Source organism: Paenibacillus sp. CF384, from assembly GCF_900106745.1.
Taxonomy (GTDB): Bacteria; Bacillota; Bacilli; order Paenibacillales; family Paenibacillaceae; genus Paenibacillus_Z.
Window position 1 is genome coordinate 1 of record NZ_FNNV01000016.1, and the last position, 13,109, is coordinate 13,109.

General features: G+C 50.5%; 12 protein-coding genes, 1 tRNA gene and 2 rRNA genes. All 15 read left to right on the top strand.

From position 1 onward, the window contains the following. Positions 1-88: ribosomal RNA gene (locus BLW29_RS22620) — 23S ribosomal RNA — on the top strand; the annotation flags it as partial. Positions 89-209: 121 nt separating this feature from the next. Continuing rightward, positions 210-326 (top strand): 5S ribosomal RNA (gene rrf, locus BLW29_RS22625). A 141-nt stretch (positions 327-467) separates the two neighbouring features. After that, positions 468-1,742: a putative glycoside hydrolase gene (locus BLW29_RS22630; protein ID WP_090983854.1), complete on the top strand. Its 1,275-nt coding sequence runs from the start codon at positions 468-470 to the stop codon at positions 1,740-1,742. 146 nt (positions 1,743-1,888) lie between these two features. Then, on the top strand, positions 1,889-3,346 hold the full coding sequence (gene guaB / locus BLW29_RS22635) for an IMP dehydrogenase (protein ID WP_090983856.1): 1,458 nt from the start codon (positions 1,889-1,891) through the stop codon (positions 3,344-3,346). Between the two features lie 161 nt (positions 3,347-3,507). Further along, complete coding sequence (locus tag BLW29_RS22640) at positions 3,508-4,791, top strand: D-alanyl-D-alanine carboxypeptidase family protein (protein ID WP_256208812.1); 1,284 nt, start codon at positions 3,508-3,510, stop codon at positions 4,789-4,791. Between the two features lie 147 nt (positions 4,792-4,938). Next, on the top strand, positions 4,939-5,820 hold the full coding sequence (pdxS, locus tag BLW29_RS22645) for a pyridoxal 5'-phosphate synthase lyase subunit PdxS (RefSeq protein ID WP_090983858.1): 882 nt from the start codon (positions 4,939-4,941) through the stop codon (positions 5,818-5,820). Between the two features lie 23 nt (positions 5,821-5,843). Next, positions 5,844-6,437 (top strand): pyridoxal 5'-phosphate synthase glutaminase subunit PdxT, encoded by a 594-nt coding sequence (gene pdxT / locus BLW29_RS22650; RefSeq protein WP_090983860.1) that lies wholly within the window; start codon positions 5,844-5,846, stop codon positions 6,435-6,437. A 120-nt stretch (positions 6,438-6,557) separates the two neighbouring features. Continuing rightward, on the top strand, positions 6,558-7,838 hold the full coding sequence (serS, locus tag BLW29_RS22655; protein ID WP_090983862.1) for a serine--tRNA ligase: 1,281 nt from the start codon (positions 6,558-6,560) through the stop codon (positions 7,836-7,838). 110 nt (positions 7,839-7,948) lie between these two features. Further along, a tRNA-Ser gene (locus BLW29_RS22660) sits at positions 7,949-8,037 on the top strand. Between the two features lie 479 nt (positions 8,038-8,516). Further along, positions 8,517-8,864, top strand: coding sequence for a hypothetical protein (locus BLW29_RS22665; RefSeq protein WP_090983864.1), 348 nt, complete (start codon positions 8,517-8,519; stop codon positions 8,862-8,864). Between the two features lie 63 nt (positions 8,865-8,927). Then, positions 8,928-9,104: a hypothetical protein gene (locus tag BLW29_RS31520; RefSeq protein ID WP_177186778.1), complete on the top strand. Its 177-nt coding sequence runs from the start codon at positions 8,928-8,930 to the stop codon at positions 9,102-9,104. Between the two features lie 31 nt (positions 9,105-9,135). Further along, entirely contained in the window at positions 9,136-9,288 is a 153-nt protein-coding gene (locus tag BLW29_RS31205; RefSeq protein ID WP_143044450.1) for a small acid-soluble spore protein P, read from the top strand. A gap of 183 nt (positions 9,289-9,471) precedes the next feature. Then, positions 9,472-10,545 (top strand): hypothetical protein, encoded by a 1,074-nt coding sequence (locus BLW29_RS22670; protein WP_090983866.1) that lies wholly within the window; start codon positions 9,472-9,474, stop codon positions 10,543-10,545. A 43-nt stretch (positions 10,546-10,588) separates the two neighbouring features. Continuing rightward, the gene (locus tag BLW29_RS22675; RefSeq protein WP_090983868.1) at positions 10,589-12,064 is read left to right on the top strand and encodes a methyl-accepting chemotaxis protein; all 1,476 of its coding nucleotides are present in this window, start codon (positions 10,589-10,591) and stop codon (positions 12,062-12,064) included. A gap of 136 nt (positions 12,065-12,200) precedes the next feature. Next, entirely contained in the window at positions 12,201-12,800 is a 600-nt protein-coding gene (locus BLW29_RS22680) for a Gmad2 immunoglobulin-like domain-containing protein (RefSeq protein WP_090983870.1), read from the top strand. Positions 12,801-13,109 lie beyond the last annotated feature (309 nt).

A 13,109-nucleotide genomic window follows, 5' to 3' on the forward strand; every position in this document is an offset into this window, starting at 1 on the left:
CTGGAAGACGACCAGGTTGATAGGTTCGAGGTGGAAGTGCAGCAATGCATGCAGCTGACGAATACTAATCGGTCGAGGGCTTATCCTACGAACATCTGCTCGGATGTTCAACTTCGGACAACATCAGCTAATTAAGACCTTCGCAAAGGTTCGTATCCAGTTTTCAAGGCGCAAGCTTTGAACAGAGTATCGCTCACGCGATTTCACCGTTTGGTGGCGATGGCGGAGGGGACCCACGCGTTCCCATCCCGAACACGACCGTTAAGCCCTCCAGCGCCGATGGTACTTGGACCGCAGGGTCCTGGGAGAGTAGGACGTCGCCAAGCACGATGAACCGACCGTAATTATACGGTCGGTTTTTTGTTATGTTTTTACCAATGCTGGTTAAATCTCCTACACAATTGTATGGAAGGGCAGGCACATACTACTGGTAACGTAGTCATTCAACGTACTGGGGGTGCTAGCTGATGATGGTGAAGGACGGTATGAAGAAGGTGAGCATGACGATGATTTTGTCGGGCATGATCGTCTGTGCAGGGTGCAATTCGGCGGATCGACAAGATCAAGTCAGTCTTCCTCCATTAAAGCAACAAAGTCAGACCAACACCGATCTCCAACAACTGACGGTCAAACATAACAGCAGATCAGCCCCAAGCATGAAACCAACAACGAAGATCCTAACAAGCACAGCTGCTGCGAATAGCAAGCACTCCATTGCTGCAGCCTCTCGTAAAATTCACAAGCCGGAGCAGCCGGTACGCGGTATTTATGTATCCGGATGGGTGGCCGGCAGTAAGAAACGAATGGACGCCCTTATTGATTTATTAGACAAGACGGACCTTAACGCCATGGTGATTGATGTGAAGAATGATTACGGTCAAATGACTTACAACTCCAAGCTGCCTGCTGTGCATGCGATCGGGGCTGACCGTCATGTGGCGATATCGGATATCGAAGGATTACTTGCAAAGCTCAAAGCCAAGCACATCTACGTTATCGGAAGAATCGTCACCTTCAAAGATCCACTCTATGCGAAGATGCATCCGAGCATGGCGCTGCAGAAGCAAGGCGGAGGCGTATGGAGGGACGTCCAAGGAAAGGCGTGGCTGAACCCTTTTCAGAAGCAGGTGCGCCAGTATAACGCTGCGATTGCCGGGGAAGCAGCTGCTAAGGGTTTCGATGAGATTCAATTCGATTATGTGCGTTTTCCCGATAACGGGGCTAAGGTGGATCGTGAAGTGCGGTATGGAGATCGCGAAGGAAGAACGAAGTCGGATGTGATCGCTTATTTTCTCCGGCAGGGAAGGACGAGCGTGCATAAATCTGGTGCCAGAATTTCCGCAGATGTCTTCGGATTAGTGACCTCTTCTACGAATGATATGGGGATTGGACAATCGTGGCGGGCAGTTTCGAGTGCAGTAGATGTCATATCGCCAATGACCTACCCCTCGCACTATTCGACAGGCATGTACGGCGTGAAGCAGCCAGATCTTAATCCCTACCCGATAATCAGGCAGGCCATGATGGATGCGAAGCGGCGAAATGCGATTATTCAGAGCAGCGGCAGTCAGTCGACGGCAACGATTCGACCATGGCTGCAAAGCTTTACGGCGAGATGGGTTCATCCGCATCAGCAATACGGTGCCGCACAGGTGAATAAGCAAATCCAAGCCGCACGCGAGCAAGGGATCCATGAATTTCTGCTGTGGAGTTCGAATTGCAAGTATGATTATCGTTCGTAATATGGACAAATTCCCCCTGCTCCCTTTGCCTTGACAGCCCCCTACCCCTCTGCTAATATTGCAATAATATACGCGAGCCTATTCAAAAACTGCGGTTTTTGAAGGCTCGTTAAGGGAACGTAAATTGCAAGAGGAGGAACAAGTCTGTGTGGGAAAATAAATTCGCCAAAGAAGGATTAACCTTCGATGACGTCCTGTTAGTGCCGCGTAAATCGGAAGTATTGCCGAGGGAAGTAGATGTATCTGTAACGCTTGGTCCCAATGTGAAGCTGAACATTCCGCTGATGAGTGCGGGAATGGACACGGTAACAGAGGCTAAGCTTGCGATTTCTATGGCGCGTGAGGGCGGCATCGGTATTATTCATAAAAACATGTCTATTGCGCAACAAGCAGAAGAAGTAGATCGCGTTAAACGTTCGGAGAGCGGCGTTATTACCAATCCTTTCTCGCTGACAGCTGACCACCATGTATACGACGCTGAAGAACTGATGGGCAAATACCGGATTTCCGGTGTGCCAGTTGTAGATCAGAATAAGAAGCTGGTCGGGATCATTACGAACCGCGACCTTCGTTTCATTCATGATTATTCCATCAAGATCAGCGAAGTCATGACCAAAGACAACCTGGTTACGGCTCCGGTCGGCACGACGCTTCAGCAAGCGGAGGTTCTTCTGCAGAAGCACAAAATCGAGAAGCTTCCTCTAGTGGACGAAACCAACACACTTAAAGGGCTTATTACGATTAAAGATATCGAGAAAGCTATTCAATTCCCGAATTCAGCTAAAGACCGCCAAGGACGTTTGCTGTGCGGTGCCGCTGTCGGCATTGCCAAAGATACGCCTGAACGTGCAGAAGCACTCGTTAACGCCGGTGTTGACGTGCTTGTCATTGATACAGCACACGGTCATCAGAAGAACGTTATTGAGATGGTACGTTTGCTTCGCAGCAAATACGAGGACCTCACTATTGTGGCAGGCAACGTAGCAACAGGCGAGGGTACACGTGAATTGATTCAAGCCGGCGCTTCTGTGATTAAAGTAGGTATGGGACCTGGTTCGATCTGTACAACTCGGATTATCGCAGGTATCGGTGTTCCTCAAATTACGGCGATCTACGATTGTGCATCCGTAGCACGCGAATATAATGTACCGATCATTGCAGATGGCGGTATCAAGTATTCCGGTGATGTAACGAAAGCGATCGCTTCCGGCGCAAGCGCGATTATGATCGGCAGCTTGTTCGCAGGTACGGAAGAAAGCCCGGGCGAGTCGGAAATCTATCAAGGTCGCCGTTTCAAGGTATACCGCGGTATGGGCTCTATCGGCGCGATGAAAGAAGGCAGCAAGGACCGTTACTTCCAAGAGAACGAGAACAAGCTCGTTCCGGAAGGTATTGAAGGCCGCGTTGCTTACAAAGGACCATTGGCAGATACGGTTCATCAGCTTATCGGCGGACTTCGTTCCGGCATGGGCTACTGCGGCGCTGCAAATATCGAAGCGCTGAAGAACGACACGCAATTTGTGCGGATTACGAACGCCGGCTTGCGTGAAAGCCATCCGCATGATGTTCAAATCACGAAAGAAGCACCAAACTACTCGCTGTAATCAGCGTTACTGCGACGCTTATATTTACCTAGTATCATAAAGTAGAACTGCCCGGCAGGAAGATGGTGGGAATCACCGTTTTCCTGTCTTTCTTTTTTGGTAACAGCTCTCTTTGTGTTACAATACTAGAGAGAATGTATGATAGAAGAGGAGAGAAGACGTTGAAACCGAAAAAGGGCTGGGTACGCTTTGTACCGACCATTTGCGCGACTGTAATTGCCACGATGCTTACTGTTAATCTAGGTTCCCACACTACTTATGCCGCAGAAGTGACACCGAATCCGCTAGGAATAGAAGTTCGTTCAGCTGTCCTCATAGATGCAGATACCGGACAAGTACTCTATGCTGTAAATGCCGATAAAGCATATCCACCGGCAAGTATGACGAAGCTGATGACAGAGTATCTCGTATTGGAAGAGATTACAGCGGGTCGCTTGAAGCTGACAGACATGGTTACGACTTCGAAGGAAGCAGCTGACATCCCTCCTGATGGTTCCGCAATCTACTTGGCCGAAGGGGACGTACATTCGGTCAAAGATTTATATATGGCGATGGCTGTTCAGTCCGCCAATGACGCTACAATTGCGCTTGCCGACCACATTTCCGGAACAGAGCAAGCTTTTGTCACGAAAATGAACGAGACTGCGAAGGCGCTTGGCCTTACAACGGCTAATTTTACAAGTGCGACGGGTCTAGCGGATACGACTGTTATTTCGGCAGGCGACTTGGCTAAATTCGCAAGCATTCTGGTAAAGAAGCACCCTGAATTCCTCGAATTCTCAAGCACGCCAAGCTACAGATTCCGTGAGCGTGACAAGACGGATATGATTAATCTCAACTGGATGCTGGAATCGAACAAAAACGTGCAATCGTTTAAGCAATATGCCTATCCGGGTGTGGACGGGATGAAAACCGGCTATATCGGTGCGGCAGGTTATTGCTTCACAGGAACGGCGAAACGCGGCGACTTGCGTTTGATTTCCGTTGTCATGGATGCGGCTTCTAAATCCGCGCGATTCGTCCAAACGGCGAAATTGTTCGACTATGGATTTAATAATTTTGAGAAAAAGACGATTGTTGCGCCGAAGACAGTTGTAGAAACGGCAAAGACGGTCAAAATAAAGAAGGGTAAATCGAAGGAAGTGCCGATCATGACGGCTTCTGACGTGACCTTCCTCGTGAAGAAGAATGCAACGCCGAGCATTGAACTTAAGAATGTTACGCTGAAATCGGAAGATGAGCTTGTTGCTCCGATTGCAAACGGTCAAGAAGTCGGCACGGCTACGTACTCGTATAAAGATCCGGATACAGGCAAGTCCATCGAGAAAACAGTGAAGCTGATTACTTCCGAGGAAGTGAAGAAGGCTAGCTGGTGGCGTCTGATGTTCCGCGCGCTTGGCGGCTTTATCTCCGGCTTGTTCAAAGGGATCGTTGATTTGTTCTAGATAAATGAATAGGCAACCCGTTTACTTTGAAATGATGGTTGTCGATTTTTCTTCTATCATGTAAAATTATTGGTTAGAGCTAGCAAGTCCGGAACGATTCACATTCACGGATGACAGTGCAAAAACTTTTTGGGAGGATTCACGAACATGGAAACAGGAACTTCACGCGTTAAACGCGGTATGGCTGAAATGCAAAAAGGCGGCGTCATTATGGACGTTGCGAATGCTGAGCAAGCAAAGATCGCTGAGGCGGCAGGCGCAACGGCTGTTATGGCCCTTGAGCGTGTACCTTCTGATATTCGTGCTGCAGGCGGCGTTGCCCGCATGGGAGATCCGACAATACTTGAAGAAGTAATGAAGGTTGTATCGATCCCGGTTATGGCTAAAGCGCGTATCGGGCATTATGTAGAGGCTCGCGTATTGGAAGCACTGGGCGCTGACTATATCGATGAGAGTGAAGTACTCACGCCAGCTGATGAAGTGTTCCATATCGACAAGCGTGAATTCACTGTACCGTTCGTGTGCGGCGCGAAAGATCTTGGAGAGGCGCTTCGCCGTATTCAAGAAGGTGCAGCGATGATGCGTACAAAAGGCGAGCCGGGAACAGGAAACATCGTTGAAGCGGTACGTCATATCCGTTTGATCACGGGTCAAATCCGTAAGGTACAGAACTTGTCGAAGGACGAGCTGTATGCAGAAGCCAAGAACCTTGGCGTAAACTACGACTTGCTTCTGGATGTTCACCAAACAGGTAAACTTCCGGTAGTAAACTTCGCGGCAGGCGGCGTGGCTACACCATCCGATGCTGCATTGATGATGCACCTGGGCGCTGACGGCGTATTCGTTGGATCGGGTATTTTCAAATCCGATAATCCGGAGAAATTTGCCCGTGCTATCGTTGAAGCTACAACGCACTACACGGATTACAAGCTGATCGCAGAAGTGTCCAAAAACTTGGGCACGCCTATGAAAGGCATTGAAATTTCCAAGCTGAATGCTTCCGAGCGTATGCAGGATCGCGGCTGGTAATATCGGAAAGAAGGCATGAACCGATGAAGATTGGTGTACTGGCGCTTCAAGGCGCCGTTGCGGAACATATACGAAGCATAGAAGCTGCGGGTGGCGAAGGCATCGCTATTAAGCGGACAGAACAGCTGCAAGAACTGGATGGCCTCATCATTCCCGGCGGAGAAAGCACTACGATCGGTAAGCTGATGCGTCATTACGGCTTTATCGAGGCGATTCGTGATTTCTCCGAGCAAGGCAAGCCGATCTTCGGCACCTGTGCAGGTCTCATCGTACTTGCTAACCGTATTGAAGGCCAAGAGGATGCGCATCTGCAGCTGATGGACATGACTGTCGCTCGCAATGCATTCGGTCGTCAACGCGAAAGCTTCGAGACGGACTTGCCGATTAAAGGAATCGATGAGACGGTGCGCGCGGTATTTATCCGTGCACCTCTGATCAAAGAAGTATCGCCAAACGTGGACGTTCTGTCGACGTATAACGGTGAAATTGTAACGGCGCGCCAAGGACATTTGCTGGCCTCGTCTTATCATCCGGAGCTGACGGACGATTATCGTCTGCACTCGTATTTCCTTGATATGGCGAAGGAAGCGGCGGCTGCGGCTGCGTCGAAAGAATAACGGAGAAAGACTGCGTATGCGCAGTCTTTTTGCCGTTTGGGCTCTCCTGGCAGGTCTGTCCGTATGAAGGACGCTCCAAGAGGCAATAAATGAAAATGATAAAGAGAGGGGTTACCTTCCGTGTTAGATGTTAAATTGATGCGTAATGATTACGCTAAAGTAGAGCAAGCCTTGAAGAATCGCGGCAAATCGCTTGATTTGATCGCAGGTTTCCCTGCGTTGGATGGCAAATGGCGCGATATGCTGCAGGAGACGGAGCAGCTGAAGAACCGTCGTAACACCGTTTCGCAAGAGGTTGCGAAGCTGAAGAAGAGCGGCGGAGACGCGGAAGCGCTCATTCTTGAGATGCGTGAAGTGGGCGACCGCATTAAGGTGCTGGATGAAGAGATCCGTGCAGCGGAAGCGGATATTGCAGATCTGATGCTCGCAATCCCGAACGTACCGAATGAGTCGGTACCGGTTGGGGCGTCGGAAGAAGACAACGTGGAAATTCGCCGTCATGGGGAAGTGCCTGCGTTTGATTTTGAACCGAAGGCGCATTTTGAAGTGGCACAGGATCTGGGGATTCTGGACTTCGAGCGCGCAGCGAAAGTAACCGGTTCGCGTTTCGTGTTCTACCGCGGTCTAGGGGCTCGTCTGGAGCGTGCACTGATTAACTTTATGATGGACTTACATAGCGATGAGCATGGCTACGAAGAAGTGCTGCCGCCTTATATCGTAAACCGCGATAGCTTGATCGGTACCGGCCAACTGCCGAAATTCGAAGAGGATCTCTTCAAGATTGCGGACACCGAGTATTATCTGATTCCAACGGCAGAAGTACCTGTGACGAATATTCACCGCGAAGAAATTCTGTCTGCCGAAGATCTGCCGAAGAATTTCGTGGCTTACAGCGCTTGCTTCCGTTCGGAAGCCGGTTCCGCAGGACGCGATACGCGCGGTCTAATCCGTCAGCATCAGTTCAACAAGATTGAGCTGGTGAAGCTGGTGAAGCCTGAGGACTCCTATGCAGAGCTCGAGAAGCTTACTGCAAACGCCGAGAAAGTGCTGCAGCTCCTTGGCTTGCCTTACCGCGTGCTGACGCTCTGCACAGGCGATATGGGCTTCACATCGGCGAAGACGTACGATCTTGAAGTATGGATCCCAAGCGGCGGTACGTACCGCGAGATTTCTTCTTGCTCCAACTTCGAGGACTTCCAAGCGCGCCGCGCGAACATTCGTTACCGTCCGGAAGTGAAGAGCAAGCCGGAATTCGTGCACACGCTGAATGGCTCGGGACTTGCGGTCGGACGTACGGTTGCCGCGATTCTGGAGAACTTCCAGCAAGCTGACGGTACAGTCGTTGTGCCGGAAGTGCTTCGTCCTTACATGGGCGGACTAGCCATTATCGGACCACGTTAATAAGAGCTTCATTATTATTGGACCGCAGGCGTAATTTGGAGTTGCTTATCCGAATTCGTCTGTGGTACAATACATCTTGTGACCTTTTGAAACAGGTGACTTTATACATTGGAGAGGTACCGAAGCGGTCATAACGGGGCGGTCTTGAAAACCGTTAGGGGGCAACTCCACGTGGGTTCGAATCCCACCCTCTCCGCCATAAATAAACTACAAGCCGATTCCTGAATGGGAATCGGCTTTTTTGTGCAATGGCGAAGGAGGGATTCGAACGGGCCGTTAAGCAAACACACTGTGTTTGTAGGCCCTGGCGTGATAGTCGCCCTAACAGCATCCTATTGGATGCAGTGCGACGGAGCGAATCCCACCCTCTCCGCCATAAATAAACTACAAGTCGATTCCTGAATGGGAATCGGCTTTTTTGTGCAATGGCGGTGGAGGGATTCGAACGGGCCGTTAAGCAAACACACCGTGTTTGTAGGCCCTGGCGTGATAGTCGCCCTAACAGCGTCCAATAGGATGCTGTGCGACGGAGCGAATCCCACCCTCTCCGCCATAACTTTTACAGCATAGCGCTCAAGCGATCATTCGCTTGGGCGCTTTTTTCCTATTTGCTTCACGCTGCAAGCCGCATAAAAAGGCAGCCAAAACCGCATATTATCGGCATGGAGGTGGTAAGCGATGAGCAAACACGACGAGTTGTCGATTGATCAACAGCAGCTGACTGCGGCATGGCAGCGTACGCTGCCGGAAACGATTCAGCCTGCAGACCGCGCCGAGGTTCTGCCGGACGAGGCGGATCCCAAAGCTCTACGCGTCACGATTCATATAGCAGGACACCAGATGTACACGTTTGATTTTAAAGTCACCTATGTGGACAGCCGCGAAATTCAAACGACGTTAATTGATGTGGAGAAAGACGGACGTACGGTGGATGAACGCACGGACATTATTCAACAGCTCGTGCAGGATTACACCCGACATATTCATGAGTGCGCACAGGCGCTGCACGGGCTGACGCATGCTTAGCGGAGGTGGAGCCTAACACCCGGCAAGGGCTGTACGCCAAGCGAAAGGCAGGAGATACGAGCGATGACGAAGGCTAAAGGTACCGCAGATAAGAACTTAAGCAATGTCGTAGAAGACTTAGATCAGAACCCTGTTAACAGCCATCATGCACAGCAGCTGCAGCAGGATACGAATGATCGCAGGCATCAGGATCAATTGAACCATGATGAACCATCGGATTTGTATCATTCCCGGAGTTAACCCGACTATTTGATTAGAGAGGTGCTTTGTAATGGGTAAACCCAAGAATGTTCCTGTAGCTAATCCTTATGACAATAACGATTCCAAGTCGCGTTCGGGCGGTTCAAGTCAGCAAGCGCCTCATAGCGGCTCGAAGAAGACGAAGCAGGCTAATCATGTGAGCCACAACAATCCGGAAGGATAAGCTGCAGCTCGTATAACGATCAACGTTCAGCCCTCGAAAGCCGGAGATTCACCGGTAGACGGGGGCTTTTTGCATGCTTGAAAGTTGAATGCTGCATAACGTCATGCCATGATTTTTAACCTTTCGGAATGGGACGGGATGGGGTAAAATTGAAGGTGCTCATATGAGGAGAGGGGTTCTGAAATGAAAGTATGGAAACGGGGAACAGCCGTGCTGCTCGTGGCTTCGCTTGCCTTTCTGGCGGGGTGCAGCTCAGCGGCGTCACCGAAAGAAGCGATGATGGATGCGATGGCGAGCAATCAGAAAGCAACCAGCATGACATATAAAGGATCGATGACGTTCACCGACTTGGTGCTGCCTCCGGCCGCGGCGGATGCTGCAGGAAGCGCGAATTCTGCTATGACAGCGACGATGCTTTCCTTCTTGAAGGGGACTGTCATCAACGTGCACGGTTCGGTTCAGAAATCGCCGATGCGCGCAGAGCTGACGATGGATGTTACGCTTGGCAGCGGCGATGTGAAATTGAATGCATCGATTCCGATGATCATAACCGAGGACAAAACATGGATTAAAGTGCCGCAAATTCCGGGGCTTCCGCTGCCGGAGACGATCGCAGGCAAATTCGTGGAAATTGATATGAAGAAGCTTGAACAAGAACAAGGCGCTGCCGATGTTGCAGCCTCCCCGCAGGTGGGACAGGACCTTCTGAAAGCACTGGTAGACAGCTTGGATGAGAAAACGTACTTCAGCGAGCCTGAAGCTGCGGATGTGAAAGGTTTGGCTGCCGATCATAAAGTCGATCAGCTCGTTCGTTTCTCGATCAACGAGCAGAATGTCGAAGCGGCGTGGACGGCGATCATGGAGAAGGCGGCGCCTCAGATCATTGATATTTTGCTCAAGAATGAGGCTTATATGAAGCTGTTCAAGCTTACGAAGTCCGACCTTGAGGCTGCCAAGAAGGAGTTGGAGGGTAAAGAGGACGGCAAGGTCAAAGCGGCTGTCGATGAAATGAAGAAATCGATCAAGATCAACCAGCTTGATGTTACCGGCGGGATTACGGACGATTACTTGACGTATGAAGGTTTGGATATGAATATCGAATCGACAAATTCCGCACAAGGGATGAAGCTGGGCATTCATTTCGACCTCTCCTTGGACGATATAAATAAGGAGATTAAATTTGAGTATGAGCTGCCGAAAGACGCGGTGCCTGTAGAGAAGATTCAGGAGATGTTGGGCTTGCCGCGCGGTTCGTAGAACGGGTTTAATCCTACTTTGAGATCGGGTAGGGGTTGGAAGGATGACACAGTCAGAATTGCAGGTCGCGGATTTATTTTATCGGAATCGTATTGTGTTTATGGGCTTGATTGCGTCATCGGTTATTTCGGTTGGCAGCGTTATGGCGCTGAATTTAATCCCAGGTGCGGGTAAATGGATGATTCTTGCTATTTCCGTCGTGCTGCTTGCGGTTCTTGGGGTTATGTTGACTCGCAAGGCGGGAATGCATATTTTCCCTTATATCGCTGTCGGCGGGAGCGCGGCACTGACGCTTTATCTTATGTTTGATGTCGTATCTATTACGAATTTCTTCTCGGTCTATTACATTGTAGCCATTGCGGTTATTTATATGAGATGGACGCCCTTGCTGTTAGGACTCAGTATCGGATTGTTCATGAACATCTACGTGTTAATCGTACAAGGTCCGAAGCTTGGCGAGCAGTTGAGTTCCAGTACGGCCATTGGGATTTTCGTGTACTTCGGGCTTGTGAGTGCGCTTCTGATTGCACTTGTTCAAGCGGGGAAGTACTTTGCGGCTCAAATGGAAACGATGCGTGCGCAGTCTGAAGTGGCAACGAAGCAGCAGACGGCACAGAAGGAGCAATTGCTTGCGCAGGTGGAATCCATTGCAAGCAATCTGCTGCAAATTACCGAAGCCAGCGAAGCTAATCAAGCCTCGTTCCGCGAGATGACGCATGCTTTCCAGGAGATTACGGAAGGCGCGAATACGCAGGCTTCCTCTACTTCCGATATTTCGAGATTGGTGCAAGAAACGCATGTGCGGCTAGAGACGATGGACAATTCGCTTTATCAGCTGGAAGCCCAGTCTACTATAGCCAACAGCTCAACAACGAGCGGCGGCGAGAAAATGGACGAGCTTTACGAGAGCATCTCGCAGTTCCAGCTCTCGGTTAAAGGGATGTCCGAGCAGATGGCGGCACTGGATGGGGTAATCGGTCACGTCAGCGAGTTTACGGAATCGATCGTCCGGATCGCAAGCGAAACGAACCTGCTTGCGCTTAACGCAAGCATCGAAGCGGCTAGAGCCGGGGAGTCCGGCCGTGGTTTCGCAGTAGTAGCAGGCGAGGTGCGTAAGCTGGCTGAGCTCTCGGCCGGGACGGCAGATGCGATCTCGGAGCAGCTCGAGAGCATGCAGAATCAAGCCGATGCTACGCGCGGCCTTATGAACGGGATTGGCCATCAGATGGCCACCAGCAGTCGGATTACGACGGATATGCGTGAAGCGTTCGTGGTCGTGCGTCAAACGGTGGAACAGCTTGCACACTCGCTGGACTATTATCGCGACACCATGACCGCTATCCGCGGTACAAGCAGCTCGATCGAGAGTGCGACTGAGAATGTGGCTGCGGTTAGCCAGCAGTCCTCTGCGACAATGGAGGAGCTGTCTGCTACGATTACTACGCTCGCGGAGCAGAACGAGCGTACGCTGCAGCGGATCAAAGAGGCGAGTGGTTCCGTACAGTCACTGGTGAGTTAGATAGGGGAAGCCTTCAACATTACGTTGTGATGTTGGGGGCTTTTTTGCATGGGTAGGGTAAGTGTCGAAATCCCCGCATAGGATGTACTATCGGTAGTCCAAATCGGGCGTTGCCCATGAAAAGAGTGTGAAGGCGATGAAGCATATCCGCGGATTCATAGTCGGTGCATTAACCGGAAGTATGATCATGCTTGCCATGCCGACAGTAGGTGCAGCGGTGAAGCAATATGTGCTGGGGGACGCCACTTATCCGATTGTGGTGAACGGTACAACCTATGAAGATGAGAGCTTGCCGGTTATGAATTATAAGGGCAGTACCTATGTGCCGCTGCGAGCAGTCGGCGATTTGCTGGGTGCAGGTGTAGAGTGGAACAGCACGCTTAGACAGGTGGAGATTTCGTACGGCGGTACCAGTGAAACGTCTGCGCAAAATAATGCGTTTCGCAACGTCGAGGTCTCCGGGAGCGGGGGCAAGTACAAGGTAACCGGCGAAGCGAGAGTGTTCGAGGCGATGATGAATTATGCCGTGGAAGACGGGCACAACTACTTGCTGGAGAAGAACTATATGCTTAGCGAAGGCGCGCCGGCTTGGTCAACCTTCGAGCTGAGTATCGTGATTCCGGCGAATAAGCTGCCGAAGAACGGGACCTTGATGCTGCAGATCTTCGAGTATAGCGCGAAGGACGGCGGGAAGGTCAACGTGCTAAATTTCCCGCTTGAGACGTTTATGGAGTGAAATGCACAAAAACAAAGAGAACTCATACGCCAATGAGTTCTCTTTGTTTTTAGGAAAGGCGTTTTAACTTGGCAGGTCTTTTCGGTGGCTACCGAACTGCGGTTATGCTAAATCTTGCAGGAAAGGCAACATTTTTTACCCTAGTGAGGTCTACTGCGGCTAGTTGTTGCACAATATGCAGCATTTCGAAGGGAATGAGCTGATATGTGCCGATTTGAGATGAAAATGTTGCAATCAATGCAGCATTTCCTCTAGGAGGCCTTAATATCAGATGAAATGTTGCAGAAAAGGCAGCATTTTAGAAGTGGA

What these genes read in the sequence shown, in the direction of transcription:
- BLW29_RS22630 (WP_090983854.1), top strand. Translation starts at nt 468, where the DNA reads ATGATGGTGAAGGACGGTATGAAGAAGGTGAGCATGACGATGATTTTG.
- pdxS (WP_090983858.1), top strand. Translation starts at nt 4,939, where the DNA reads ATGGAAACAGGAACTTCACGCGTTAAACGCGGTATGGCTGAAATGCAA.
- pdxT (WP_090983860.1), top strand. Translation starts at nt 5,844, where the DNA reads ATGAAGATTGGTGTACTGGCGCTTCAAGGCGCCGTTGCGGAACATATA.
- BLW29_RS22665 (WP_090983864.1), top strand. Translation starts at nt 8,517, where the DNA reads ATGAGCAAACACGACGAGTTGTCGATTGATCAACAGCAGCTGACTGCG.
- BLW29_RS31520 (WP_177186778.1), top strand. Translation starts at nt 8,928, where the DNA reads ATGACGAAGGCTAAAGGTACCGCAGATAAGAACTTAAGCAATGTCGTA.
- BLW29_RS31205 (WP_143044450.1), top strand. Translation starts at nt 9,136, where the DNA reads ATGGGTAAACCCAAGAATGTTCCTGTAGCTAATCCTTATGACAATAAC.
- BLW29_RS22670 (WP_090983866.1), top strand. Translation starts at nt 9,472, where the DNA reads ATGAAAGTATGGAAACGGGGAACAGCCGTGCTGCTCGTGGCTTCGCTT.
- BLW29_RS22675 (WP_090983868.1), top strand. Translation starts at nt 10,589, where the DNA reads ATGACACAGTCAGAATTGCAGGTCGCGGATTTATTTTATCGGAATCGT.
- BLW29_RS22680 (WP_090983870.1), top strand. Translation starts at nt 12,201, where the DNA reads ATGAAGCATATCCGCGGATTCATAGTCGGTGCATTAACCGGAAGTATG.